The organism is Cytobacillus luteolus (assembly GCF_017873715.1).
In the GTDB taxonomy this organism is placed as follows: domain Bacteria; phylum Bacillota; class Bacilli; order Bacillales; family Bacillaceae_L; genus Bacillus_BV; species Bacillus_BV luteola.
On sequence record NZ_JAGGKM010000001.1, the window covers coordinates 872,009 to 896,429 of the forward strand.

General features: G+C 36.8%; 31 protein-coding genes. 23 read left to right on the forward strand and 8 right to left on the reverse strand.

Translation table 11 applies throughout. From position 1 onward, the window contains the following. Nucleotides 1-209 precede the first annotated feature (209 nt). The 4 genes from J2Z26_RS04480 (at nt 210) to J2Z26_RS04495 (ending at nt 2,882) form a co-directional block, all read left to right on the forward strand. Entirely contained in the window at nt 210-1,496 is a 1,287-nt protein-coding gene (locus tag J2Z26_RS04480) for an L-lactate MFS transporter (RefSeq protein WP_193534058.1), read from the forward strand. 251 nt (nt 1,497-1,747) lie between these two features. Continuing rightward, nucleotides 1,748-1,990 carry a hypothetical protein gene (locus tag J2Z26_RS04485; RefSeq protein ID WP_193534013.1) on the forward strand — a complete coding sequence of 81 codons (243 nt, stop codon included), beginning with the start codon at nt 1,748-1,750 and terminating at the stop codon, nt 1,988-1,990. After that, a complete protein-coding gene (locus J2Z26_RS04490) occupies nt 1,977-2,546 on the forward strand; it encodes a hypothetical protein (RefSeq protein WP_193534014.1) in 570 nt (189 codons plus the stop codon). Before J2Z26_RS04485 ends, J2Z26_RS04490 begins: the two co-directional genes overlap by 14 nt. Nucleotides 2,547-2,645: 99 nt before the next feature. Continuing rightward, on the forward strand, nt 2,646-2,882 hold the full coding sequence (locus tag J2Z26_RS04495) for a hypothetical protein (protein WP_193534015.1): 237 nt from the start codon (nt 2,646-2,648) through the stop codon (nt 2,880-2,882). A 105-nt stretch (nt 2,883-2,987) separates the two neighbouring features. Here J2Z26_RS04495 and J2Z26_RS04500 read toward each other — a convergent pair whose 3' ends face one another. Further along, on the reverse strand, nt 2,988-3,497 hold the full coding sequence (locus J2Z26_RS04500) for a sigma-70 family RNA polymerase sigma factor (RefSeq protein WP_209794302.1): 510 nt from the start codon (nt 3,495-3,497) through the stop codon (nt 2,988-2,990). Between the two features lie 357 nt (nt 3,498-3,854). Here J2Z26_RS04500 and J2Z26_RS04505 point away from each other — a divergent pair, with 357 nt between their 5' ends. From J2Z26_RS04505 to J2Z26_RS22375, 3 genes are all read left to right on the forward strand, one after another. Further along, nucleotides 3,855-4,253 carry a VOC family protein gene (locus tag J2Z26_RS04505; RefSeq protein WP_193534017.1) on the forward strand — a complete coding sequence of 133 codons (399 nt, stop codon included), beginning with the start codon at nt 3,855-3,857 and terminating at the stop codon, nt 4,251-4,253. Nucleotides 4,254-4,356: 103 nt separating this feature from the next. Further along, nucleotides 4,357-4,827 carry an SRPBCC family protein gene (locus J2Z26_RS04510; RefSeq protein ID WP_193534018.1) on the forward strand — a complete coding sequence of 157 codons (471 nt, stop codon included), beginning with the start codon at nt 4,357-4,359 and terminating at the stop codon, nt 4,825-4,827. Between the two features lie 254 nt (nt 4,828-5,081). Beyond that, nucleotides 5,082-5,846 carry a CPBP family glutamic-type intramembrane protease gene (locus tag J2Z26_RS22375; protein WP_193534019.1) on the forward strand — a complete coding sequence of 255 codons (765 nt, stop codon included), beginning with the start codon at nt 5,082-5,084 and terminating at the stop codon, nt 5,844-5,846. 77 nt (nt 5,847-5,923) lie between these two features. Here J2Z26_RS22375 and J2Z26_RS04520 read toward each other — a convergent pair whose 3' ends face one another. The 3 genes from J2Z26_RS04520 to J2Z26_RS04530 form a co-directional block, all read right to left on the reverse strand. Next, nucleotides 5,924-6,928, reverse strand: a complete 1,005-nt coding sequence (locus J2Z26_RS04520) for a DUF3231 family protein (RefSeq protein WP_193534020.1) — start codon at nt 6,926-6,928, stop codon at nt 5,924-5,926. 168 nt (nt 6,929-7,096) lie between these two features. Next, nucleotides 7,097-7,864: a hypothetical protein gene (locus J2Z26_RS04525; RefSeq protein WP_193534021.1), complete on the reverse strand. Its 768-nt coding sequence runs from the start codon at nt 7,862-7,864 to the stop codon at nt 7,097-7,099. A gap of 73 nt (nt 7,865-7,937) precedes the next feature. Then, the gene (locus J2Z26_RS04530) at nt 7,938-8,612 is read right to left on the reverse strand and encodes a hypothetical protein (RefSeq protein ID WP_193534022.1); all 675 of its coding nucleotides are present in this window, start codon (nt 8,610-8,612) and stop codon (nt 7,938-7,940) included. A gap of 167 nt (nt 8,613-8,779) precedes the next feature. Between J2Z26_RS04530 and J2Z26_RS04535 the strand changes: the two genes are divergently transcribed. After that, on the forward strand, nt 8,780-8,995 hold the full coding sequence (locus J2Z26_RS04535) for a hypothetical protein (RefSeq protein ID WP_193534023.1): 216 nt from the start codon (nt 8,780-8,782) through the stop codon (nt 8,993-8,995). A gap of 47 nt (nt 8,996-9,042) precedes the next feature. Here the strand turns inward: J2Z26_RS04535 and J2Z26_RS04540 are convergent, their stop codons facing one another. Next, complete coding sequence (locus tag J2Z26_RS04540) at nt 9,043-9,381, reverse strand: hypothetical protein (protein ID WP_193534024.1); 339 nt, start codon at nt 9,379-9,381, stop codon at nt 9,043-9,045. 378 nt (nt 9,382-9,759) lie between these two features. Here J2Z26_RS04540 and J2Z26_RS04545 point away from each other — a divergent pair, with 378 nt between their 5' ends. Continuing rightward, nucleotides 9,760-10,749 carry a DUF3231 family protein gene (locus tag J2Z26_RS04545; RefSeq protein ID WP_193534025.1) on the forward strand — a complete coding sequence of 330 codons (990 nt, stop codon included), beginning with the start codon at nt 9,760-9,762 and terminating at the stop codon, nt 10,747-10,749. A 442-nt stretch (nt 10,750-11,191) separates the two neighbouring features. Then, nucleotides 11,192-11,524: a hypothetical protein gene (locus J2Z26_RS04550; protein WP_193534026.1), complete on the forward strand. Its 333-nt coding sequence runs from the start codon at nt 11,192-11,194 to the stop codon at nt 11,522-11,524. Between the two features lie 235 nt (nt 11,525-11,759). Here J2Z26_RS04550 and J2Z26_RS04555 read toward each other — a convergent pair whose 3' ends face one another. Continuing rightward, a complete protein-coding gene (locus J2Z26_RS04555; protein ID WP_193534027.1) occupies nt 11,760-12,200 on the reverse strand; it encodes a CBO0543 family protein in 441 nt (146 codons plus the stop codon). 329 nt (nt 12,201-12,529) lie between these two features. On the opposite strand from J2Z26_RS04555, the gene J2Z26_RS04560 reads away from it, so the two are divergent. The 13 genes from J2Z26_RS04560 (at nt 12,530) to J2Z26_RS22490 (ending at nt 21,287) form a co-directional block, all read left to right on the forward strand. Continuing rightward, nucleotides 12,530-12,910: a GntR family transcriptional regulator gene (locus J2Z26_RS04560; RefSeq protein WP_193534028.1), complete on the forward strand. Its 381-nt coding sequence runs from the start codon at nt 12,530-12,532 to the stop codon at nt 12,908-12,910. 2 nt (nt 12,911-12,912) lie between these two features. Next, nucleotides 12,913-13,602 (forward strand): ATP-binding cassette domain-containing protein, encoded by a 690-nt coding sequence (locus J2Z26_RS04565; protein ID WP_193534029.1) that lies wholly within the window; start codon nt 12,913-12,915, stop codon nt 13,600-13,602. Beyond that, a complete protein-coding gene (locus tag J2Z26_RS04570; RefSeq protein ID WP_193534030.1) occupies nt 13,599-14,432 on the forward strand; it encodes a hypothetical protein in 834 nt (277 codons plus the stop codon). Before J2Z26_RS04565 ends, J2Z26_RS04570 begins: the two co-directional genes overlap by 4 nt. 12 nt (nt 14,433-14,444) lie before the next feature. Beyond that, complete coding sequence (locus J2Z26_RS04575) at nt 14,445-15,659, forward strand: hypothetical protein (RefSeq protein ID WP_193534031.1); 1,215 nt, start codon at nt 14,445-14,447, stop codon at nt 15,657-15,659. 95 nt (nt 15,660-15,754) lie between these two features. Continuing rightward, nucleotides 15,755-16,291 carry an RNA polymerase sigma factor gene (locus J2Z26_RS04580; protein ID WP_193534032.1) on the forward strand — a complete coding sequence of 179 codons (537 nt, stop codon included), beginning with the start codon at nt 15,755-15,757 and terminating at the stop codon, nt 16,289-16,291. A 126-nt stretch (nt 16,292-16,417) separates the two neighbouring features. Further along, nucleotides 16,418-16,846 (forward strand): VOC family protein, encoded by a 429-nt coding sequence (locus J2Z26_RS04585; protein ID WP_193534033.1) that lies wholly within the window; start codon nt 16,418-16,420, stop codon nt 16,844-16,846. Between the two features lie 274 nt (nt 16,847-17,120). Then, complete coding sequence (locus tag J2Z26_RS04590) at nt 17,121-17,465, forward strand: PadR family transcriptional regulator (protein WP_193534034.1); 345 nt, start codon at nt 17,121-17,123, stop codon at nt 17,463-17,465. Further along, nucleotides 17,462-17,797, forward strand: coding sequence for a DUF1048 domain-containing protein (locus J2Z26_RS04595; protein WP_193534035.1), 336 nt, complete (start codon nt 17,462-17,464; stop codon nt 17,795-17,797). The genes J2Z26_RS04590 and J2Z26_RS04595 overlap by 4 nt, the downstream gene beginning before the upstream one ends. Nucleotides 17,798-18,073: 276 nt before the next feature. Next, nucleotides 18,074-18,847: an ABC transporter ATP-binding protein gene (locus tag J2Z26_RS04600; protein ID WP_193534036.1), complete on the forward strand. Its 774-nt coding sequence runs from the start codon at nt 18,074-18,076 to the stop codon at nt 18,845-18,847. Continuing rightward, nucleotides 18,837-19,586: an ABC transporter permease gene (locus J2Z26_RS04605; protein WP_193534037.1), complete on the forward strand. Its 750-nt coding sequence runs from the start codon at nt 18,837-18,839 to the stop codon at nt 19,584-19,586. The genes J2Z26_RS04600 and J2Z26_RS04605 overlap by 11 nt, the downstream gene beginning before the upstream one ends. A gap of 191 nt (nt 19,587-19,777) precedes the next feature. Continuing rightward, entirely contained in the window at nt 19,778-20,203 is a 426-nt protein-coding gene (locus tag J2Z26_RS04610) for a DUF2935 domain-containing protein (RefSeq protein WP_193534038.1), read from the forward strand. Between the two features lie 182 nt (nt 20,204-20,385). After that, nucleotides 20,386-21,006, forward strand: coding sequence for a hypothetical protein (locus J2Z26_RS04615; RefSeq protein WP_193534039.1), 621 nt, complete (start codon nt 20,386-20,388; stop codon nt 21,004-21,006). Between the two features lie 209 nt (nt 21,007-21,215). Next, nucleotides 21,216-21,287, forward strand: a complete 72-nt coding sequence (locus J2Z26_RS22490; protein WP_411797407.1) for a hypothetical protein — start codon at nt 21,216-21,218, stop codon at nt 21,285-21,287. 68 nt (nt 21,288-21,355) lie between these two features. On the opposite strand, the gene J2Z26_RS04620 is transcribed toward J2Z26_RS22490, so the two are convergent. Continuing rightward, nucleotides 21,356-23,161 carry a S9 family peptidase gene (locus J2Z26_RS04620; protein WP_193534040.1) on the reverse strand — a complete coding sequence of 602 codons (1,806 nt, stop codon included), beginning with the start codon at nt 23,159-23,161 and terminating at the stop codon, nt 21,356-21,358. Then, nucleotides 23,158-24,411 (reverse strand): M20 family metallopeptidase, encoded by a 1,254-nt coding sequence (locus tag J2Z26_RS04625; protein WP_193534041.1) that lies wholly within the window; start codon nt 24,409-24,411, stop codon nt 23,158-23,160. The genes J2Z26_RS04620 and J2Z26_RS04625 overlap by 4 nt, the downstream gene beginning before the upstream one ends. Nucleotides 24,412-24,421: the final 10 nt, after the last annotated feature.

Genomic DNA, 24,421 nt, shown 5'->3' on the forward strand with positions numbered 1-24,421 from the left:
TCACATACTAATGAACAGATTGTGAAAGTATTGCTAAAGTTATTGTGAAATATTTCACAAAGTAATAAATTAAAAACATAGAGATAAAACAAATTACTTTTTTAATAAGTAGAGGAGTTAATGTGGTGAACAAACTTCCCTTTATTCTCTGCCCAACATACTCCTCTACATCTTATAAAAGTAAAGAAACTAGAGAGTGGGTTGAGAGCATGATTACTAACAAGAACCGGTGGTTAATTGCAATATCTGCTATAGCCATCCATTTATCTATTGGTTCTACTTACGCTTACAGTGTATATTCAAAACCAATTGGTGAATCTATAGGTTGGAAAGCTACAGAAGTATCCTTAGCATTTACTATTGCTATTGCATTTTTAGGTTTATCAGCTGCAACTTTTGGACGAATGGTTGAAAGAATAGGCCCTAGAAAGTCTGCCATGATAGCAGCTGTTTTATTTAGCACAGGGCAAGTTGGAGCGGGGTTTGCTGTTTCTATCGAGTCATTACCTCTATTTCTAATTATGTATGGTGTAGTTGGCGGTATCGGATTAGGGATTGGTTATATTTCACCTGTATCTACCTTAGTAAAATGGTTTCCAGATCGAAGAGGGTTAGCAACAGGAATGGCGGTATTTGGATTTGGAGCAGGGGCACTCGTAACGAGCCCTATTGCAGCCAGGTTAATTGAAAGTGTAGGAGTCCATACTACTTTTTATATCTTGGGAACATGTTACTTTATACTTATGTTATCTGGTGCCTCTTATATTACAAGACCTCCACAGGGATGGGCACCTAAAGTTCAGGCTACGATAAAAGAGAGTAACACAAAGAAACCAAAAGAAGACTTAGCTCAATTAACAGCAAATGAAGCAATAAAAACAAAACGATTTTGGCTTCTTTGGGGAATGATTTTTATTAACATTAGCTCCGGTATTATGATTATCTCGGTAGCTTCTCCTTTATCCCAAGAAATGGTTGGACTCAATGTAGCAGCTGCAGCCTCTATGGTTGGACTTATGGGTATCTTTAATGGTGGGGGAAGAATTGGATGGTCAAGTGCATCTGATTATATTCAACGTCCTACAGTATTTTTAATCTTTTTCTCTATTCAAATTTTCGCCTTTTTAACCTTGCCACATGTAACAAACGTTATATTATTTCAGATTTTAATTTTTAGCATTATGACAGTTTACGGCGGTGGATTTGCTACCCTTCCAGCTTTTATAGGAGACATGTTTGGTACGAAGGAGCTTGGTGCAATACACGGATATATTTTAACAGCTTGGTCTTTAGCTGGAGTTGTCGGACCAATTGTCGTGTCTTATATTCATGATTCAACCGGAACTTACACCCCAGCCTTTTTAGTCTTTACGTTATTGTTAGTCGTTGCCCTTTTTCTAACTATATTAATAAGATACGATATTCAAAAGATAAAACATCATAAAAAAATTAAGGAACTGAATGTTGTCGCTCAGTACAACGATACTATGCATTAGATAATAAATTCTGCAGAAGACGAAAAGCCTAATCCTCGGTAAAATATTGAGGATTAGGCTTGTTCATTTCAATAATCTATATGCTTTTAAATTGGTAGTTTGATGAAATAGAGGGGCGGATCTCGTGTTTCTTGCGTTTAACTAAACGAAGCAAACACAAGGTCCGTCCCAGTGTTTTCCAAGTAAATCTTTTCACATGTATTGATGAGATGTATGATAGAAATAGTTGGTTAAAGTAAGGATTAAGGTAGGTGAGAGATTTGAAAGTCTTGACATTAGATTTGATAGATAATTCTATTTTATGTAATCGAGCGAAGGCAGATGAAACAATAAAACTAACATCTACTAACACCCGAAGAAAAAAATCACGCACTAGGTCAAAAGGAGAAGTTGTAGCACTAAATGAAATTTCAATCTCTAGATGGAAAAAGGCAGTTGAGTCAGGGAAAATAGTATCATTAGGAGAGAGGGTATTCTACTATGATTACAATTAATGACTTAGCAAAAGAACTCGAAATGATTAAAAGTAAACCGAAATTTCAAAAAATGATAGAATTTGCATCTTTGCTCACTGAATATTTTGAAGGGCAGGGAATTAAACCTATTATTGTTGGTGGTTTTTCAGTTGAAATATATACACGGAATGACTACACAACGCATGTTATAGATTTTGTAAGTGATGGTTGGGAAGAATTCAATAAGGTTCTTACAAAATTAGGTTTTACAAAAGTATCAAGGCAATGGTATCACACAGATTTAGAAATCGCAGTAGAGGTACCTGCTAGTTTTTTAGAAGGTAGTTATGAAAAAGTCATTGAGTTACAACTACCAAATAAACGTAAGGTTTTTGTGATTGGTATTGAGGATATTATTATTCACAGGTTAGAAGGAATTACTAATAAGCGTTACCCGAAGGATGATGAGGATTACGAGTGGGCAATGAGAATGTTTTTAATTCATCAAGATGATAATATTGATATGAATTATCTTATAGAACAATCTAAACGTACTAAAACTTTTAATTTCATAAAAGAATGGTTAAACGAGTAGAATTCAAAGTTATACTCGTTTTTTTGTTCTTATCGTAACGAACATTTCATAAAATCTACCATACTTGTCAAAACTGTTGATAGGTTTGGAGTGGTGAACGTGAAAAAGATGAAGTTAGACGAATTAAGTCATTATATTGACTGCAAGCGAAAAAGTGTAAACGATAAAATTATAAATAATAGAAGTACTGAGCGTATAAAACGAAGTAGAAGCAGAAGTCTCGGCGAACGAGAGGCACTTAATCAAATCTCAATTAGTAGATGGAAAAAGGCAATTGAAAAGGGGACTGTTAGAAAAATTGGTGATAGGATCTGGTATTACGACTACGATGGGTAAACAGAGGGGTAAACAGAGGGACGGATCTCATGTTTCATTCGTTTCGCTAAACGAAGCAAACATAAGGTCCGTCCCAGTGTTTTTCTTGGTAAATTGTTTTATAGCTTACCTAATATCCATTCCAGCCACGGTCTTTCTTAACTTCTTTAATGCCTCACGTCTCCATGTTTTAACTGCATCCTCAGTTACTCCGTGTTCAAGGGCAATGTCTTTGATTTTCTTATCTTCTATGATTTTTCCGATAACCCATTTTCGTTGATTTTCTGTAAGGTCGAAGCAGTAGGTGGTTAGAATATCTTCCTCTGGTTTGATTTCTGAACTCTCATCATATGCGGCATCTAGTTGCTCTTCGTGTTCTGTAGGTTGGTAGCGAGTGTAAAATTGATTTTCCTTCGTGAGGCTGCTTAAGACTCTTCCTCTTATAATCGAAAAAGCAAATGTTGAGAAAGCACCTTTTTCCGGATTGTAACGAGACTGTGCCTCCCATAGTCCAACAAGTCCCACTTGGTAATACACTTCATGATCCTTATAAATATGGAGTGTCTTTAAAACATGCAAAATAAGAGGCCTGTGAACTTCAACTAATTCATCAAAAGACATTTTCTGAATGTCCAACATAGATCTTCCCTAAAGGAAGCGCGCTTACCATGTATTCCGCCGGTAGCTATACAATAATTCAAATCCTACTAATCTATCCAACTGGTAAAGTTGATGTTTGCCAGGGAAGAAGTAGTTCAAACGTTACGCTTCCTTGAGACAAACATGACGTTTGGGGGTCATTTTTAAACGAGTGTGGAAGAAAACATTAAGTTTTAGTAGAATTTTTCTTTTTTAAAACAGAGGGACGAATCTTTAATTTCTTTCGCTCGCTAAACGAAGCAAACATAAGGTCCGTGTGTTTCCTTCAACAAGGAAATGAAATATACTTAATATTACATATAAATTTTTCAAATAATTAGGAGGCGGATAAAAGTGGAAAAGGTAACGCCATTTTTAATGTTTCAAGATGGGAACGCGGAAGAAGCGATGAATTTTTACACATCCATCATTGAGGGTTCTCAAATTACAAGCATTGTTAGATATGGAGCTAATGAAGCTGGACCTGAAGGGACCGTAATGCAGGCTACTTTTAGCTTGAAAGGGCAGGAATTTATGTGTATTGACAGTTATGTCAAGCATCAATTCACATTTACACCATCTTTCTCTATCTTTATTACTTGTAACAGTGAAGAAGAACTTGAGAATCTTTATGAGAAACTGGGTGAAGGTGGGCAAGAACTTATGCCTTTAAACGATTATGGTTTCAGTAAAAAGTTTGGCTGGCTAAATGATCGCTTTGGAGTTTCATGGCAACTAAATCTTCCTTTTTGATGTTTTTAATAGGTATTTGCCTAAAGTAATATATGAATGCTCAGCCTTGTGAAAGTATATGAAACTGAAACTGTAATTTATTCGAGTATAGGGGGTAAAATTGGTGAGTACCTATGGCAGTCTCCATGAAAAAGAAGGAAGACACGTTTTGGTTTTTGAACGTAAATATCCATTTAGTCCCGAAAAAGTATTTCGTTTTATAACGGATCCTGATTACTTCACTCAGTGGTATCCATTTGCAACTGGAGAGATGAATATTAGTGTTGGTGGAAAGATAAAGTTCGATGATGGTGAAGGATCAATTTATGAGGCAGTTATTACTGAACTAAACCCTCCAAATTCTTTTTGTTTTCGGGAAGTTGATGATTTGATAGAGATAAGCATACATGAAGAGGATCAAGGATGTATCTTGACATTTTGTCACACATTTGATGACCGAACAATGGCGATATATACAGCGGCAGGATGGCATAGATGCTTGGATGTTCTTGATCAATTAATCCATAGTCGTACAATAGTATGGGAAGATAATGCACGTGAATTACGTGAATATTACAACGAAAAGTTTGAATAAAACATAAGCATTTTTTTAGTTAGCTCACATAATGCATCGTAGATCTATACGAGGACCTTTTGAGACGTTGTAGAGGGGAAAATCACCAGTTTCATAAATTTTTTAGAGAAAAAGCTGAAGATCCAATTGGGGATTTCCAGCTTTTTTTCGAACATTAGAGCTAAAATTATTACTGAAGTAATTGTTTATTTCTGGTAATATAATTTGGAAGGAAATGTACTTCTATTTAGAAGTTAGAAGAGGAGAATGCAAAAGTGAGTTTTAAAGAAATAAAACCAATGTATTTGGGTGAATCATTGCTTTACTTTGGTATTCCAAGTGTCATTCTGTATATCAACATTTACTACGGTGTACCTTATCTAGATGGAATGGGTGTTCCATTAATCTTAAGTTTTCCTTTAGCACTTTACGGGCTGTTAGGGTTATTATTCTTTGCAGCGTTAATTGCATATAGGATTGAAGGAAATCCTTTCACTATTGTGGCAATAGTAAAGAGATTTCGTCTTCAAGCGATGAATCGAAAAATGTGGCTTATATCAATAGGCACATTTCTATTGATAATAGTTTTAGAGGAATTATTAAAATTTACTAGTAAAATATTAGCTTCAATTCCGTTATTTTCACCACCGGAAATCCTTCCTGAATTTATAGACCCTACTAAAACGCTCGTCTTACCATTTACTGAGTTTATGGGCATTCCATTAGAAGGAAATTGGTGGATTTTGTTAGTGTGGTTAGTTTGTCTTTCTTGCAATATTTTAGGTGAGGAATTTTGGTGGAGAGGGTATATTCTCCCCAGGCAGGAACTCGCCTTTGGGAAATGGGCATGGGTTATTCATGCCACATTATGGCTATTCTTTTTTCATGCCTTTTTGAAATGGAACTATATTGTTCTTATTCCAACCTGCTTCCTCATATCATATATGGCGCAAAAATACCAAAGCACTTGGGTTGCCGCAGTTATACATGGGATAGGTAACGGGCTATTTTTTGCTTTTATAATACCAGGTATATTTTGAAAACATAGGGACCGGACCTTATGTTTCTTTCGTTTCGCAAAACGAAGGAAACGTAAGGTCCGTCCCCACGTTTCTAACTACACTTCTTTTGCAATTTCAGTTCGGTTAGGAGCAAGTGGTGGCTGTTCTAGCCATTTATTTTGAACCATGAGATTAAACCATTTCTTTGTTACCAAAAGATTTTTTAGGATAGTACCCTCATATGCTGTCACAAGGTCTGTTCGCATGGCTGATGCAAGACCTGCCCCATGATAGTTTTGAGCAGCTTGGAATAAGAATCCGATATGGTACAACATTAACTTATCCGAAAAAGGAGAGTCGGTCGAAGTAGTCACTTCTGTTTCCAAAGATTTCGGAACTGGTAAGTTATCCGTTTGCATTATTTTTGAAAATGTTTTTATTTGACCATCAGCTGTGTTCTGAGAATCAGTTAAAAACTTTCTTACTTTTTTCGATTGTGCGACTTGACTGAATGCGATAGAAAGGGTTTTAGCCATAATGCTCTTTTTAAGATTGAAAGAAATACTAATGATTTCTGTCGCAGCTAATTTTCTACCCTTTCCGAAAAATCCATCTGTGAAATCTTGACTGATAATAAATTGAGGGTTTTGAGCTGGATAAAATAAAGGGTCTCTTTGAAAGTTTCCTTTCTCAAGTAATAACTCAATGGTTTGATGATACATCTTTTTCGCATCGTTATCACAAGAGTCATAAAAATCTCTTAAGTCTTTACGAACCGATACCCCTAATGAAGTGCTGTGCCCCAGCAAACCATGTAATGTCATGATATGTAAATAATTTAAGCAAAAAATATCTGTGAACAATCTCGGTTTACCTTTAAAAAGGTCAGATTCAGTAAAACCAATCGGAACTGGAAATCCCTCATTCTCTATAAAAGTTACGATTTGTCTCTTTTGTTTTTCAGATGTAGTAATAGCATCCTCAAAAATGTTTTTTATTTGCTCATCTTCAATAATAGAGACCATATATCGATTTACAACATCAGTCATTGTTCCGTTCACATACTCCCCCCACAAAGTACCTATTTCGGAGGATGTGAGTTTTAATTTATCCTTTTCCATTTCGTCACCTCATGGATATTATTTACCAATTAAGTAAGAAATATAAATTTTGAGCTTGAAAACTTAGAGGGACGGAACTCATGTTTCTTTCATTTCGCTAAGCGAAGAACATAAGGACCGTCTCTGAGTTTCTAGACATTTTTATAAATGTAGTTGATTACTAGAAAACTATGATCTTCTTTTTATTTTAATATCATTTGTAGCAGTGTTATCTCCAGAAGCAACATGTTGAATGACAATATTTGTTGCGTCTCCTGCAGCAGCATCAGCATCAGCATCCGCGTCAGCATCAGCATCGGCATCAGCATCAGCGTCCGCATCAGCATCAGCATCGGCATCCGCATCAGCGGCAGCATCGGCATCAGCGTCTGCATCAGCATCGGCATCAGCATCGGCATCAGCATCGGCATCAGCATTCGCATCAGCGTCCGCATTTGCATCAGCATCGGCATCAGCATCGGCATCAGCTCCGGCATCCGTACCTGCGTCAGCGTCCGCGTCGGCATCCGCGTCGGCATCGGCAGCACCTGCAGCAGATGTTCTCACACCGCTTGCTGCCGATGATGTATTACCTCCAGCTGATGAAGCATTATCACTAGCTGCGGCATCAGCTGCAGCAGCATCGGCATCTTCATTTCCTGCAGCTGCGGCAGCGTGTCGATTAGATGAAGCATCAGTTGCAGCAGCATCTGCATCATCATTACCTGCTGCGGCGGCTGCATGAATTTCAGAATCTGATGCTGCAGCTCCTGCATCATTACTCCCAGCACTTGAAGCTGCATGTTTTCCTGAACTTGCACTAGCTGCATCGCCACCGTCCGTACCCCCACCAGCAGCAGCAGCTGACTGCTTATCTGCATCCGCGTCTGCATTCTTTGATGTTAGTTCTGAGCTTTTTTCCTCAGGTGCACCATTACGTTCCTCTTCATTACCCATTATTATCCTCCTTTCTTTTTATAATACATTTACTCAATAGTAATTGAGTTACTTGCTGTATTGTTTCCTGAGGTCACAGACTGAACGACAATGTTTGTGGCTGACCCTGCAGCAGCGGCAGCCGCAGCATCGGCATCGGCATCAGCATCGGCGTCAGCATCGGCATCCGCAGCAGCATCTGCATCGGCATCAGCATCGGCGTCAGCATCGGCGTCAGCATCGGCATCGGCATCGGCATCGGCATCCGCGTCGGCATCGGCATCGGCATCGGCATCGGCATCGGCGTCAGCATCGGCATCGGCATCGGCATCGGCATCAGCGTCAGCATCGGCATCCGCGTCAGCATCGGCATCGGCATCCGCATCAGCATTTGCTCCTGCAGCGGCTGCAGCATTTTTCCCACTGGAAGCTGCTGATGTAGTACCTGCAGCTGAAGAAGAATTTTCACCTGCTGCTGCATCAGATGCGGCAGCATCAGCATCTTCATTACCAGCAGCAGCTGCGGCATGTCTACTTGAATCGGAGTCGGCTGCAGCAGCGTCGGCATCGTCATTACCGGCAGCAGCTGCTGCATGACGACCAGCATCGGTTGCAGCAGCTGCTGCATCATCACTACCTGCCGCACCTGCTGCATGATCTTTAGCACTAGAAGCTGCGGCACTTCCACCATCAGGTCCACCACTAGCCGCAGCTGATGACAGCTTATCAGCATCGGCTGCTGCAAACTTACTTTTTTTATTTTTTTCATTTTCCATACTAGTTCCTCCTTTCGGTGCTCAATTATATGTTATTCCTCGCAAGTAGGACATGTATGGACGAACTAACTATGTGAAAACACATTTTTACGAGAATGGCTCTTTGTCCAAGAAATTCTACTAGTAAAACATATAGATAAATTGAGAGGAGGGATTAAACATGATGAAAGAGCTTCTAATATTGACAGTTGATGGTTCGGAATTTAGAGGATTTAGAGTTGAACTTGCCGAAAACCCAATCGAAGATCTTTTTCCAGAAGACTTTGATGCAATTCCTATTCGGTTAACCGAAGCAACTGGACCTTTTGAAGAAAATCAGCTTGTCTTTATCCAACAAAGTCAAGTCGTAGCTGTATCTCTAGTAAAGGATTGCTAGTTATGTAGCAAAGTGAAAAAGCAGCCCTTGTATAAGGAGCTGCTTTATCAATCTGTTTTTTGTTTTGATAGTTCCTCTAACACTCTTTTGCGAAATGCTTTTTCTTCGTCTATCAATTCTTCTATCCATTTTTCTACTTTTTCTACCTTTTCTTCAAACTCTTTTGAACTCGCTGAATGTGTTCGTTGTTGAAGTAAACTAGTCATGTACAACATAATCATACTATAGATATGATCAGAGGTAGTATTAAGGTTATATTGAATTACTGTTGCCTTGGCCTCATTATTCCCTGAAGATGCGTGCTGAACTGCGATTTGGTTTGTGGGCTTTTCCTTAGCGTGAGATGCCACATCAACCTTTTCAATTTTTTTATTATCATGTTCCATTTAAACACCCTACTTAATTCATTTATAAACAGTGTATGAAAAATTTAAAAGTTGGTTCATGGGACATAGGCACAGGTTGATGTTTGTCAGGGTAGAAGTGGCGCAAACGTTACGTTTTCTAGGGCAAACATGTCGTATGGGATTGATTAGAAACGAGGTATATATGGAAATATCAAGTTTTAGTAGATTTAGCTTTTTAGAAAAATAATTAGTTTAAGTTGATTACAGCCATTTAATTTACCCCATATGACATAGTATATACCATGCGTTCTTCTCGTGAGTAAGCTGCAATCAGTAGCTAGGTATGAAGAGTTGACTTTCATAAATGGTAATTATTTTGAAGATACTACCTTTATAATAAGAAGGGTGGTATAGAAAATGGAGAATATCAAAATTGATATGACTGCTTCTGAAATTGGATATCTTTGGTCTACTTACCAAGCTGAAACATTAAACCACTGTATGTTAACCTATTTTGATAAAATAGTGGAAGATCCAGAAATAAAAAAAGTAAATAAATTTGCATTGGATTCATGTGAAAATAATCTGATTTCATTAAAAAGTTTATTTAGTAAAGATAATATCCCAATACCTGTTGGGATTAATGATTCAGACATTCTTACTACAACTGATAGATTATACACTGATCCTTTTATACTCTATTTTCAGTGGTTTGTCGGTAAAGGGAATTTAAATTATGCATCATTAGCCATTAATACAATTGCAAGAGATGACATTTTTGATTTTTATAAAAACTTATTAACAAAATCATTAATCTTACTAGAAGACTCAAGAAGGATGTTGCTATCCAAGGGGCTTTGGATACGAGCTCCATATATTCCTGTTCCAACAGAAGTAGAATTTATAAAAAAAGAGAGCTTCTTAAATGGATGGTTTAATGATAAACGACCTCTTGCTGGAATTGAGATAGCAAGTATATTTTATAATCTTATGACAAATGCAATAGGACAATCGCTAATAAGTAGTTTTGTCCAAATAACTGATAAGGGAGAATTAAGAGACTATTTTATAAGAGGCAAAGATATTGCCGAGAAGCATATAGACTTAATGTCAAAACATCTTAAAGAACAAGAGATACCAGTTCCTAATACTTGGAATACAGGTGTCACATCATCTAAAGAACCTCCTTTTTCAGAAAAATTAATGCTTACTTTAGTTACTTTTTTAAATGCCCAAGGACTTAGTAATTATGGAAATGCGATTTCTAATTCAATAAAACGAGACATTGGATTAGATTTTACTCGACTAGCTGCGGAAGTTGCAAAGTATGGAGAAGATGGCACTAAACTTCTAATTAAACACGGATGGATGGAAAAACCACCTCTTGCAAAAGAAATTATTGGTTAATAGCAGGCTGAATATTCCATAAATAGATTGACGAAAAAAAGCCAGAGACTAGAATCTCTGGCTTTTACCTATACACTTAACAAGAAAAGTTATCCATTACTTATTTTCTTTATAAAGTTCAATAAAGGCATTGAAAAGTTCAATCCCTTGAAACGTAAATAAAGAAAGAGATGTTAACCAGAAATCATGTTTATTTCAAGGCAGGCTTTTGCATTTGGATTTTGGTATTTTGATATTATATATATACTTGAATTTTCACTCTGGATAGCCATGATTTTTGTTTTATATCAGTCTCCAAAACAAATAATCAAGGTGGTTTCCATAGGATTGCTTTTTTACTTCCTTACTGCTCAGATTAATTTACTCTGGGGAATGTTGTAGGGATTATTCATTGAACTAGCAGGATAGCTATACAATTTTGAGTAAGGAGGTATTTATTTAAGTGATAAAAGCAATCAAAAAGTTGTTTTTAAAGAAAGAGGTAATCTTTTTAATAGGTGTAGCAGTAATTTTTTTATTATTACACTCAACACCAAATACAGCACTAAGAACAAAAGTGTTTTTTATGGGATATCCAAAAGCCGCTTTAACTTCAGCGATTATTGATGATGTTTATCATAATGAAGTTGATAAAGATAAATTTGCTGAACTAAATGCTAAAGCATATACCCTAACAAAACCACCAATTGAAACAGCGACACAAGGAGAGCTAAGAAACTATCTTGTAAGGAGATTTGTTTTTTTATATTTTGCTGAATACTACGGTGAAGGGTAATTAACGAGGCTACAGCTTAATATGCAATATTAAACTTAAAAAGTCGATTCCTATGCTTCTTAGAAACTGACTACTTAAGCGTATAATTTTATAAACCAAAAGCGAGTGTTTCATTACACTTTTGGTTTATAAAGAGAGTGAAAAATTTTAACAAGTATGATGGAAGTAAAAACGGCAGCTAAATAATATAGAGAGAGCTTTATATAATTCATATGAGGAGCCATCCAAAAGAAATTTAGTTTTCATAAATTGGTTTAAGAATAAATGCAAACGCAATAATACCTGCTAGATTAGAAATATAGAATAACCTACTTCTATGGAAAGTAAATTGATAAATGAGCATAAAGGTAACAGGTATCAATGAAGCATCTAACGTGAAGTTAGAAACAATATAAGGTGACAATTGGAAAGGATATCCCCATAACCCTTCTTTTATGCCGTATGTATCTAAATATAATGTGATAGCATGGATAGAAAAACCATAAAAACCTATTTCAAATACTCTTGTTCGATCTAGCAATACAAACAAAATAATTAGAGGTATGATTAACATAGCCACACACGCCCAAAACTGCCATGTATCTATGTTCGAAAACTGCTCCCAATATTGATCAATCTCATTATTAAACTGTACTCTTTTCTCAACAAGCGACTCAAACAAATCGACCTGACTCAACACTTTCACCTTCCCTGCAATATTTAACATCTTAGCTTTATTATTAACTAGCAAGAGAGCACCTAAACCAACACAAAATTTCGGTTACATTAAAACAGAGGGACGGACCTCATGTTTCTTTCGTTTCGCTAAACGGAGCAAACATTGGGTCCGTCCCTCTGTTTCATCTTCAACTCTAGTACGTTAAATGCTTACTATTAGAATAATTTTACAAAATAGGATTGACAAGTAAAGTGTATGAACCATATAATACACCTATGATGTATGAACCGCTTAATACACACACCTTGGTTAGGTAACATCTAATAGGTCGTATAGGAGTTGTTTCGATGAATGTAAATTTTAATAACCGTGATCCAGTCTATTTGCAGATAGTTCGTTATTTTAAGGAAAAGATCGCAATTGGAGAATTGGAGCCAGGAGTAGAAATTCCGTCTAGACGGGAGCTCGCAAACCGAATGAAAGTAAATCCTAATACAGCGCAAAGGGCGTATAAGGAAATGGAGGAACAAGGGTTGATTTATACAGAGAAGAATTACCCAAGTAAAATCACAACAGATAGTAAGGTATTAGGTAAGGTTAGAGAGGAGCTGCTTATTGAAGCGGTTGATCAGTTTGTTACCTCTGTTCGTTCGATTAATGCGCCAGTTGAGGAGCTTCTTGAACTGGTTAGAGATAAGTATACGACTGCCCACGATAAGGAGGCTTAATCATGATTGAAGTAATAGGTGTTGAAAAGAAATACGGGTTTAAGAAAATTTTAAAGGGTGTATCTTTTACAGCAAACAAGGGTGAAATCACTTGTTTAATTGGAATAAATGGAGTGGGGAAGACAACTATCTTAAATGCAATTATGGCCCTTACTCCCATTAGTAAAGGACAAATCTTAATCGATGGGGAACCATTAGATAAACATTCGTTCGAAAAAATTACCTTTATTCCTGATGCTATTACGATGCTTCCACATATGACGATTGCAGAGTCAATGGAGTTTATGAGAGATTTCTATACGTGTTGGAATCAGGAGCGTGCGAACGAATTACTTGGTTTTTTCAGATTAAATCAAAGTGATCGAGTATCTTCTTTATCAAAAGGAAACAAAGCAAAGGTCAATCTTTTACTTGGTTTAGCACTTGACGTTGATTATGTATTAATGGATGAGCCGTTCTCTGGAATTGACATGTTCAGTCGTGAGGAAATCGCCAATGTGTTCACGAGTCATTTGATTGAGAATCGAGGCGTAATCATAACGACACATGAAATAGGAGATATTGAGCATTTACTAGATAAGGTAGTCCTGCTTGATGATGGAATGGTTACAAAAGAGTTTAGCGCAGAAGATGCTCGTGAATTGGAAGGAAAATCTGTCATTGATGTGATGAGAGAGGTGTATCAGAGATGATGAATTACATGAAGTTAGTGAATTTTGAATTTAATAGAGTTGCCAAACTATTTGCAGTTTTACTAGGAATAACACTTGTTTTACAAATGATAGGCGTGGTTGTTGAATCAAGAAGATATCTCTCGATTGCGAATGATCAAATGTATGAACAGATGCTATCAAGTGCTCAGTTTCTAGCGTCTTACGGCCAAATGAGTTTTCTACAAGTTGTAAGAAGTACGTGGTTCATGGGTCCTATCGCATTATGTGTGGCTGGTGTAGGATTTTATATCTTCCTGATCTGGTACCGTGATTGGGTTGGAAAAAATACATTTATTTACCGATTATTGATGCTTCCAACAACAAGATTGAATATCTTTTTTGCCAAGATTACGACAATCCTAATCCTGACTGTTGGTTTGGTTGCCTTTCAACTTATTTTCCTGCCTATTGAAATGTGGGTCATGAAACTGATGGTCCCAGCTGAGTTCAGGAGCGACATAGGTGTCCTTCAAATTTTAACCAGCATGCCTGAATTATCGATTATTATTCCAAGTAATTTTATTGAACTGATTTTATTTTATGGAGCAGGATTAATGGGTGTATCAATTCTATTCACAGCGATTCTATTAGAAAGAAGTTTCAAGTGGAAAGGGATTTTTGCGGGTGTATTGTACGGCGGTGCAGCTATCCTATTATTGATTCTACCAATTCTATTACACGAGTTTGTTTTTAATCAATTTTTCTATCCAGTTGAATTGTTTGTACTTGTCGTCTTAATGGGTGTGATTGTATTCGCAGCATCCGTTCTGTTGAGTGGATTTTTATTAAGGAAAAAGATTACCGTTTAAGGAGTGTGGAACATGAGAAAATACTGGAAAACTACTGCAATCATCGCTGTAATCGTGCTTAGCTTAGGAACATTCTATGTGAATTCGGCTTGGTCAGAGGAACAATTCCCAGAGTTTGAGATTCAAACTGTAAGCGGTAATCCCGAAGAGATAGAGTCATTGGTGTTAGAGGGATCTTATACAGATATGTCCTATATGAACTATGTAAGTTCAAACGTGAAAATCAGTGCAGAAGGATCTGTCTACAACAGTCGTTCCTTTCTAAATCAAGTGATAGGATCTTACCAGATGGTGATTAAAGAGTTACAAGAAGAATATCGTAGCTTCATGCGTGGTAAAAGTACATGGGTTGAATCGTATTTTGAAAATGATCAGGTTCTAGCTTATGCAATGGTAGAAGATGTTGGTCCATTAAGATCCCGTGATTTTTCATTTGAGATTTCTGTATTAAATAAAGGAAATAATAAGATTAATTCGTTTATGGTTAAAGTTCCTGACAGCAAAGAATTAAATTATATTCATGTGGAGGATGTACAAATAATCGAGGACGATTTAATTCTTATTACCCGAAATAATATGAAGAGTAATCATAACTCTTATGGCGAGCATTATCTTTATACAATCGATCTAGAAAATCAAAAAATTAGCCATAAAGAATCGATTCTTCAATTTACTAAGAGTCAAGATAATACCTATACCTATGCTCAGTTAATTGAATCAAGTCCTACACAAGCGAATGAAAACTTGATTTTTCAAATCACTGAAGAAAAAATAACTGAAGACATGGAATCTACTAGAGTAGAAGAGGCCACTCATGAAATCGTCTCTTTTAACCTGTTATCAAAAGAAAAAGAAACATTAAATATATCAGATTTGAGTTTGAATCAGACTCAACTTAGTTCATTTGATGGTACACTTTACCATACGAGCATAGATGGGCAAGAGCTTGTTGTCACTCCATATCATTTAGGAGAAAATCAGGCTGATAAAGCTTTTCGTATTCAACTGCCAAGCGTAATAGGTCCAATATACCAACCAATCGTGACCGTTAAAGACGGGAAGTTCTATGCTGCTTCATCCCAAATGAATGCAGATGGGAATATGTTTGTAATTGTAGCTGATGTTAGCACGGGTGAAAAACTTTTTAGCGGCCAAGTCGTTTTCAAAGATTCATTAAATGAGAAAGTTAAATTTGAAATATATCTGCATCAATTATTTGTAAAATAGTAGATACATGAACGGTAGTTTCCTTCCTACTTTTAGAGGGATGAATTGTTATACAGGAATGTAATCTCTTTTTCTAGGGAAAGAGGAGGGGTACTATGAAACCGGAATTACTAGATGAACAAAAAGTAAATGAGCTATATACAGAATATAAACAGAAGGTATATTCCATTGCACTTTCATATGTCAAAGATAACTATGTAGCGGAAGATCTTACCCATGAAATTCTTATAAAATGCTATTTAGCACATAAAACGTTTAACGGTAAATGCTCTTTTCATACGTGGATGTATCGAATTGCTACCAATCATTGTATAGACTATTTACGAAAAGGCTACCGCAAGAGGGATGTGCTGCATGAAGATATCGAGCTTTTTATGGATAAGGAAGAATTTACACCAGAATCAGAGGTGTTAGACCGTTGTGATCAAGAAGAAGTCTTAGATAAATTAAAATTGCTGCCTTCGAAATATCAAGAGGTTCTTAGGCTCTACTACTTTAAAAATCAATCATTGAAAGAAATCGAACAACATTTGAATATTAACCTTTCTACGATAAAAACAAGGATGCTTCGGGCGAAAAAGATGTTAAAGGAAATGTATATGAATGTAGAAGGGCCAGAGATTATAGGATGATCTCTGGCTCTGTTTTAATAGAACCCTTCCCAAAGTTCAAAAGAAAAGATGTTATCTATAGCTTTTAATGGTTACAATGTAAGAAGATTCATTTAAATGTGTAGTATATAATAGGGAGTGAATGAAATGGCTGTTGATGTTTATTTAACGTTTAATGGAAATTGTCGTGAAGCAGTAGAGTTTTATGCTGAAGTTTTTGGGACGGAACAACCACAAATTATGACGTTTGGAGAGAACCCTCCAAACCCAGAATATCCACTCCCGGAAGAAGCGAAGAATTTAGTTATGCATGCTCGCATCAATGTTGAAGGTAGTAATGTGATGTTTTCAGATACGTTCCCTGGTTCACCGTTTACGGTTGGAAACAACATAAGCCTAGCTTATCATTCTTTTGACGCGGACAAGCTTCAATCTGTTTTTAATCGTCTTAAAGAAGGTGGAACAGTAGGCATGGAGCTTCAAGAAACCTTTTGGGCAAAGCTCTATGGTCAAGTTACTGATAAATTCGGTACAATCTGGCAGTTGAATCTTAATAACGAAGAAACAGCTTATTAATCGTTAAATTAAGAGGTTCCTTTTTAACATTTATCCGTTTGGACTTAGAAGGAAAAAATAACAAATTCAGAATATTTGGAGGTACAATTTTGTACCTCTATTTTTGTTGTTATAAATGGGAAAAACTTTCCCCATTCACGTTTTATTGTTGACAAGTGACACTATTCTGCATTACTATATACCAGTAGTAAGTAATACTGAATATCAGTAGTACAAAATACCTGTGAAACATAGTAATAAAGAAAGTATGTGAAATACAATGGGGGGTGAATTCTTGGAAAATATTACGGAAATGCTTAAAGGGGTCCTTGAGGGGTGCGTGCTTGAAATCATCAGTCGTGGAGAAACTTACGGTTATGAAATCACGCAACAGCTTCGAGAACTTGGCTTCACTGATGTAGTTGAAGGAACTGTTTATACGATTACCATGAGGCTTGAGAAAAACAATCTAGTAGACATCGAGAAAAAGCCATCCACTATGGGGCCACCTAGAAAATTTTACAAACTCAATGCAGCAGGTCAAAAGCAACTTGAAGTTTTTTGGACAAAATGGGAATTCGTTTCAAGTAAAATTAACGAACTCAAAACTAAAGATATCAAAAGGAGAGAAGTAAGATGAGTTTTTTAGAAAAAATTATTGGAAGTCTAGAAGAAAAACGAGAATGGAAGGCAATGGAGGCGCGTGCAAAAGCACTTCCAAATGAATACCATAACGCTTACAAAGCCATCCAACAATACATGTGGACCGCTAGTGGCCTCACTGATTGGAAGGAAACTAGTCGTATTTTTTGCGCTATTCTTGATCTCTTCGAGGAAGGTGCTGTGGATGGTAGGAAAGTCACTGACCTCACGGGTGAGGACGTGGCCGCTTTTTGCGACGAACTGGTGAAGGACACAAAAACTTGGAAAGACAAATATCGCCAGAAGTTGAACGATACGATTGGGAAATAGCAAATTTAATAGAAAATATCGACTGAATAGATGATTATTTAATGAGAATTGGCATCTCACCTATTCAGTAATTTTTTACATCGGTAGTAAGTGATACTGAATACCTGTCACACTAAGTAGTTCATTTTTGAAAATTTAAACTATCTACACAAGGCTCTTGACCGGATAATTACTCAACTTTGTTGTACTCGAGTAACTAGCGTGCCTATCAGACAAAGCTACCTAATTTCCGGTTCTTTCAAGAAGCTTTGTTGCACTTTTATAAGGAGGAAAATTATGAGCAATCCAGCAATTTCTGTAAAGAGGTTAGAAAAATCCTTCAAAGAGAGGGAAGTTTTGAAGGGGGTGGATTTTGATGTGCATCGTGGTGAAATATTCGCACTGTTGGGCTCAAATGGAGCGGGCAAGACAACAATAGTCAACATCCTTTCAACATTAATAAAGCCAGATGGTGGCGAAATAAATATTTGCAACTTTGACGTTTTGCGTCAGCCGGATCGTGTTCGCCAGAGCATCAGCCTAACAGGTCAGTTTGCAGCTTTAGATGGCATACTAACCGGGCGGGAAAATCTAATGATGATTGCCAAGTTAAGGGGAGTGTCCGATCCTGCTCAAGTCGCCGACAATCTGCTTGTAAGATTCAACTTGACGGAAGCAGCCAACCGCCGTGCTGACAAATACTCTGGTGGGATGAAGCGCAGGCTTGACATTGCCATGAGCCTGATAGGGAATCCAGCAGTCATTTTTCTAGATGAACCGACTACAGGGCTTGACCCAGAAGCGCGAATTGAAGTCTGGGAAATCGTCAAGGAGCTTGCCAGCGGTGGAACGACCATCTTACTGACCACTCAGTACCTAGAGGAAGCCGAACAACTGGCGGACCGTATTGCCATTCTACATGGTGGGAAAATTATCTCGACTGGTACCCTTACCGAACTTAAGATGATGTTTCCGCCAGCGAAAGTGGAATACATCGAGAAGCAGCCGACATTGGAGGAAATTTTCCTAGCAATCATCGGCAAAAAAGGAGGAAATGTAAATGAAAAGTAAAACAGGGGTGCTACTAGGGCGTTTAATGCGCAATATCATGCGTAGCCCGGATACAATTATCACAGTGGCGATTACACCGATTATGATGATGCTGATGTTTGTCTATGTATTTGGTGGTGCTATAGAGACAGGCACGGACAACTACGTTAATTATTTGTTACCCGGAATCTTGCTGATCACAATTGCATCAGGCGTCGCTTACACTTCTTTAAGGCTCTTTACGGATGTGAAGAGTGGGCTGATGGCGCGATTCATTACAATGCCAATCAAGCGCTCGTCTGTATTGTGGTCTCATGTGTTGACCTCGCTTGTTTCTAATGCGCTTACAGTTGTGGTGGTTGTCTTTGTCGCACTATTGATGGGCTTCCGTTCTAATGCTGATATCATGGATTGGCTCGCGGTAATTGGGATACTTGTGCTGTTTACGCTGGCGCTGACATGGCTGGCGGTCATTCCTGGTTTGACAGCAGGGTCTTTGGAAGGGGCCACAGCTTACTCATACCCGCTAATTTTTCTACCGTTTATCAGTTCTGCTTTTGTACCCACCGAAACGATGCCTAGTATTGTTCGGACGTTTGCTGAGAACCAGCCCGTGACTTTAATCGTAGATACGATTCGTGCCCTCTTGTATGAAGGGACTGTTGGTAATGGTATCTGGACCGCGCTTGCCTGGTGCGTAGGCATCATGGTTATCGCTTTCTTCATCGCAAGTAAAGTATTTAAACGCCAGTTAAGGTAAGTAGGCTTAATTTCTTGCAGAATTTTAAAGTAACTAGGTGTTAAATTTTATATAGCATATCAAAGAATAGGTGACTTGAATTACGGCTAAAAGTGGATCAATTGAAAAAAGCAGTGATGCCCTATTTACGTTCTATATCTATGTCCTATGGAATATATAGTAAACGAGATTAATAGAATGGGGGACGGATTATGCAATATTATTATGGGAACCAAATGCCGCTGCGAGTTCTTGATGAGGCTGAGTTTTGGAAGCACCAAGAAGAGGAACATACAGTTGTTATTCGAGAGCTTGTAGGAAATCTTGAACAGAAGTATGTTGAGGCTCTTAAGGAATGGGAAAAAGCTTTTGCTGAGGCACATCAACAAGTAATAAGGTATATTCAAACAGTTAAACGTTCAAAAGGGGAAGTTTCCCCGGCACTTTATCAAGATATCATGCAGCTTGTTACATTTTGCTTACAGCAGAGTCAACTATTCATTAATTTTTGCCGAGTACTGATGGAAGAAAGTGAACCGATTAGCTCGAATCCAACAGCCAAAGTTGTTTTGCATCATATTATTGTTGAATCAGAGTATTTTATCGGAGTTGCTCAAACGATTTTATATCAGAAGTAATGGCATTTGATACCAAATAGTATTTTGAATATAAAATAAAACAGATAAGAGCTCATCATAGGGCTCTTTTTTGCATGTTAACAATACGAAATAAGGGTAACTGAATCTTCACATCTTTTTATCCGTATAGTTATAGTATTATTGCATTTAATCTAGTTTTAATGTTGGAAGGGGTCTTTCATTTGAAGAAAAGCGTAAAAACGTATGCCTTAGTTATTTTAGTAATCATAACAGGGATTGCAATGTTTGATAACCATCGTATTTCTGAAGAAGCAGTGATACTGCAAAGTGAAAAGGACAAGTTAGTTGAACAGGTCGCTAGTCTAGAGAAGGAAGATGAGAATAAATCAAACTCGGTAGAATCACTAGAACATGAGAATAAGAGGTTAGTAGGTGAACTTTCAGAATTAGAGAAAGAAGTTGAAGGATTAAAGACGACAGTTAATTATCAAGACTTTCTTGGTGCGATAAGTACGGTTGAATCCTATCAGGTTTCAAAAACTTTCAAGGAGACACACGACTATTTCTTAAATACAAGAGGTCTTGGTTTTAGTTATTCAGGCACTGATGCTACATGTCCTTGCGAATTCTTGTTTAACGGAAGAAGTTTTGAATGGGTTCCTAATGCAATTCAAGAACTAAAGAAATTCAGGGCCGAAGGGAATAAAGTATACCTAACTTATCAAACGAATGAAGACATAAAACATTATAATTATCAGTTTGTCATGGCTAAGGGAGAAGGTATGTTTGAAAACAAAGAGGAAGCCTGGAGGATTGAAGTAATTGAAAAGATTAGAAAGTAATGAACCCTACTGTTTTCCATTGAATTAAAATGCTAACTAACTATGTACCATCAAATTTTTTATTCATGATTTTCCATACTAGGTAAAACCTAAAGATTGCAAAAGGTTGAGTATAAATAATTTGTTGGAGGATTACCTTATATGCCTGAGAAACCGAAGCTTTATCATCTGAAATAGGAACGATATGGATGACGTACCAACAAAAGACAATGATATTCAATATGTTAACTTATTTTATACATAAGGCTGACGACGCGGAAGCTAAAGAGATTATGGTGTGAAAAAGCCAGGGGTTTAGGATCCCTGGCTTTCATTTATTCGCATACTAGATACATCTCTATCTCTATTTCTATTCCTCAGTTATTCGCATTAAGAATTCACTAATACGTTTATAGGCATATATCTCATTTTCAAGTTTTGAAAAACCATGTCCCTCATCATAAAATACTTCATACTCAACATCTATTCCTTTGTTCTGTAAAGCTAAAACCATTTGATCGGACTCAGATTGTTTTACTCGTGGATCATTCGCTCCTTGAAGAATAAGGAGGGGCTTACGAATATTGTCTACATAAGAAATAGGTGAGTGTTCTATTAATTTTTCATTATCTCGAGTAGGGTTACCAATCCATGTGTCCATTCGTTCTGCCCAATGTGGTGGACATGTCTGAATCAAAGTAAATAAACTACTAGGCCCAAACCCGTCTACACATGCTTTAAATCTATCCTGGTGGCGTCCAAATAAAAGAAGGGACATATATCCACCATAACTAAAGCCTAAAGTAATAATTTTCTCTTCAGTTGCTTTCCCATCTTCGATTAGCTGATCGATTCCAGAAAGGATATCTAAACGTGGTCCACCACCCCAATCTCTTTCGATCATTTTCAGAAAAGAGGTTCCATAATTAGGTGTTCCTCGAAAGTTAGGAGCAAAAATACTAAAACCTTGTTGGAGTAAATATTGAAAAAGTCCAAAGTAACTATTTTGTTCGTTATACTGAGGGCCACCATGTGTATAAATTATCGTATGGTTGTTGCTAATAGATTCATCTGCTTTATAATACATTGCTTCTATTTCTACACCATCGAAAGACTTATATGTCATACGTTCTGGATTTACTAGCGTTTTAGTTGGGATATTAGGGACAGAATTTTCTAGTATACACTCCCAATCATTTAATGGCGTTTTCTTATAAATGCTACTAGGTATGGTTGGAGATGAACCACAAATATAGATATTTCCGTTTTCAGTTATAAAAAATTGCTGGATGGTATCAGTTGGAAGATTGATATTTTTTACTATTTTATTTTCTAAATGGTAGGTATAAAGTTTATCGACAGGGCCAGACTTTGTTTGAAAATAGACAGAATGAGTAGAAGGGTTAAAGTGTAGATATTCAATATCTTCTTTATCGATTTCTATTACCTTTTCAAATTGTCCAGAAGAAAGATCGAATTTAGCAAGGTACGTATATTCCTCCATATAGTTGGTGGTAAAGTAGGCAATTTCATTAGAGATAAAGATAAGATTAGAAATCCTATACGGTTCAACCGGGTTTGAAATGACTTCAATTTCGCTTTCTTCATTTCTGATATAGAGCTTCATATTGCTATGGTTCTTCCGTACAAAGTAGGCAATCATCTTTTCATTAGGACTTACATCTAAAAGTCTAGTTTCTGCTTCGCTTCCTTTATGTAATACAACTTCTTCATTACTGATTAAATCATAGGAAAAGATAGATAGATAAAGAGGATTGTCTTTTGACGAAGAGTAATATAGTCTTTTTCCATCCTCTGAAATTTTTGTAAGGAAATACATACTTTCTTGATTGGTTCTAATATCCTTCCATTTTTCTCCATTTGTTGTAATAGTGTATATATGAGATAGTTCATTCCCATCTCTATCACTAGTAAAATAGATGGTATCATAATTCGAATCTTTAGTAGGTACAACAGCTATTTCGGACGTTTTTTGATTATGAAAAGTAAGTTGGCTTAACTTGTTTTGATCTGATAAATTCATTTTCCACAGATTATATGTGCCCGTTTTATTCATGCTTAAATAGAGTTCAGTTTCGGTATTGTTTATTGTAAAAGCAGAAATAGATAATGTTTTTAAAAAAGGCTCTACTTCTATTTGATTCGTTGTCCTCATCTTTTAACCTCGCTTTCTACTGTTTGATTTACTATATTTAGACAAAATAATGAAATGACTTTCACGGTATTAAGAAGATCACTGATTTCCATATATTCATCATATCCATGTAAACGGTTTGTAGGAGTTCCTGGTCCATAATTAATAGCAGGAATTCCATTTTGAATAAACCATCTAGAGTCAGATTGCCCCATAACTCCAACTATTGGTAGTTCAACATTATTCATTGCTATACTCGCTTTTTGGAGAGCTTCAATAATCGGATGGTTGCGTTCGATGATTGTCGGTGTTGTTTCTGCTTCCCCTTTTTTCTGAATAATGATATTCATATCTGGGTCATCTACTTTTAAGTTAAATACCATGTTCTCGATACGTTCAACGATTGAATCAATAGAATGTTCTGGAATGATTCGTAAGTCCACTTCAATTTCGCAACTTCCAGGAACTACATTCGACTTTGTTCCGCCAGAGATAACGCCAACGTTAATAGTTGTATACTTCATTCCATTAATGTTGGATGGTTCGTTCATAAGATCGGATTGTAATTTTTCTAAGCCATTAATTACTTTTGCCATCTTTTCAATTGCATTGATTCCATTCCATTTAAAACCAGAGTGGGCAGGAACTCCGACTGATTTAATGATTAATTGAGTCATACCAGCCATCGCATGGATAATTTCTTGGCTATATCCTTCTACTAGCGCAAAATCACCTTCGATTAATCCATTACTTGCTAAGTAGCCTGCTCCTAATTCTCCACCCGTTTCTTCATCACAAGTTGCAGCAATGATAAGATCACCGGATAGAGGAATGCCTGCTCGTTTAAGTACAAGTGCAGCACCAATATAAGCTGCAAGTCGGCCTTTAGAGTCAGTTGCCCCTCGACCAAAAACTTTTCCATCATGAATCAATCCCGAAAATGGTGGAAATGTCCACATACTATGATCATCTTCTGGGACTGTGTCTAAGTGGGCATTTAAAATAAGTGAAGGCCCAGTACCATCGCCTTTTAATGTTGCAATCAAATTTTGTCTGTTCGTCTGTAGACCCTTTTGTTTGATTAGGTTTTCTGGGACAGGTAAAACATAAACATCGTCAAAGCCATAACTTGTTAATTTTTCATAAAGGAAGTCACATATCGCCTCATATTCTCCTGGTGGGTTAACACTTGGGATTTGAATCATTTGAGATAATAATGAGACAATTTCATCTTCTACGTTCTTTATTTCATTTAAGATTTGATGTTTCATCTAATCATAA

Excerpts from the sequence above, each read along its gene's own strand:
- J2Z26_RS04480 (WP_193534058.1), top strand. The coding sequence starts at position 210 with ATGATTACTAACAAGAACCGGTGGTTAATTGCAATATCTGCTATAGCC.
- J2Z26_RS04605 (WP_193534037.1), top strand. The coding sequence starts at position 18,837 with ATGAAAAGTAAAACAGGGGTGCTACTAGGGCGTTTAATGCGCAATATC.
- J2Z26_RS04540 (WP_193534024.1), bottom strand. The coding sequence starts at position 9,381 with ATGGAACATGATAATAAAAAAATTGAAAAGGTTGATGTGGCATCTCAC.
- J2Z26_RS04545 (WP_193534025.1), top strand. The coding sequence starts at position 9,760 with ATGGAGAATATCAAAATTGATATGACTGCTTCTGAAATTGGATATCTT.
- J2Z26_RS04520 (WP_193534020.1), bottom strand. The coding sequence starts at position 6,928 with ATGGAAAAGGATAAATTAAAACTCACATCCTCCGAAATAGGTACTTTG.
- J2Z26_RS04490 (WP_193534014.1), top strand. The coding sequence starts at position 1,977 with ATGATTACAATTAATGACTTAGCAAAAGAACTCGAAATGATTAAAAGT.
- J2Z26_RS04525 (WP_193534021.1), bottom strand. The coding sequence starts at position 7,864 with ATGGGTAATGAAGAGGAACGTAATGGTGCACCTGAGGAAAAAAGCTCA.
- J2Z26_RS04570 (WP_193534030.1), top strand. The coding sequence starts at position 13,599 with ATGATGAATTACATGAAGTTAGTGAATTTTGAATTTAATAGAGTTGCC.
- J2Z26_RS04600 (WP_193534036.1), top strand. The coding sequence starts at position 18,074 with ATGAGCAATCCAGCAATTTCTGTAAAGAGGTTAGAAAAATCCTTCAAA.
- J2Z26_RS04620 (WP_193534040.1), bottom strand. The coding sequence starts at position 23,161 with ATGAGGACAACGAATCAAATAGAAGTAGAGCCTTTTTTAAAAACATTA.
- J2Z26_RS04610 (WP_193534038.1), top strand. The coding sequence starts at position 19,778 with ATGCAATATTATTATGGGAACCAAATGCCGCTGCGAGTTCTTGATGAG.
- J2Z26_RS04625 (WP_193534041.1), bottom strand. The coding sequence starts at position 24,411 with ATGAAACATCAAATCTTAAATGAAATAAAGAACGTAGAAGATGAAATT.
- J2Z26_RS04585 (WP_193534033.1), top strand. The coding sequence starts at position 16,418 with ATGGCTGTTGATGTTTATTTAACGTTTAATGGAAATTGTCGTGAAGCA.
- J2Z26_RS04580 (WP_193534032.1), top strand. The coding sequence starts at position 15,755 with ATGAAACCGGAATTACTAGATGAACAAAAAGTAAATGAGCTATATACA.
- J2Z26_RS04595 (WP_193534035.1), top strand. The coding sequence starts at position 17,462 with ATGAGTTTTTTAGAAAAAATTATTGGAAGTCTAGAAGAAAAACGAGAA.
- J2Z26_RS04565 (WP_193534029.1), top strand. The coding sequence starts at position 12,913 with ATGATTGAAGTAATAGGTGTTGAAAAGAAATACGGGTTTAAGAAAATT.
- J2Z26_RS04560 (WP_193534028.1), top strand. The coding sequence starts at position 12,530 with ATGAATGTAAATTTTAATAACCGTGATCCAGTCTATTTGCAGATAGTT.
- J2Z26_RS04535 (WP_193534023.1), top strand. The coding sequence starts at position 8,780 with ATGATGAAAGAGCTTCTAATATTGACAGTTGATGGTTCGGAATTTAGA.
- J2Z26_RS04530 (WP_193534022.1), bottom strand. The coding sequence starts at position 8,612 with ATGAAAAAAATAAAAAAAGTAAGTTTGCAGCAGCCGATGCTGATAAGC.
- J2Z26_RS04575 (WP_193534031.1), top strand. The coding sequence starts at position 14,445 with ATGAGAAAATACTGGAAAACTACTGCAATCATCGCTGTAATCGTGCTT.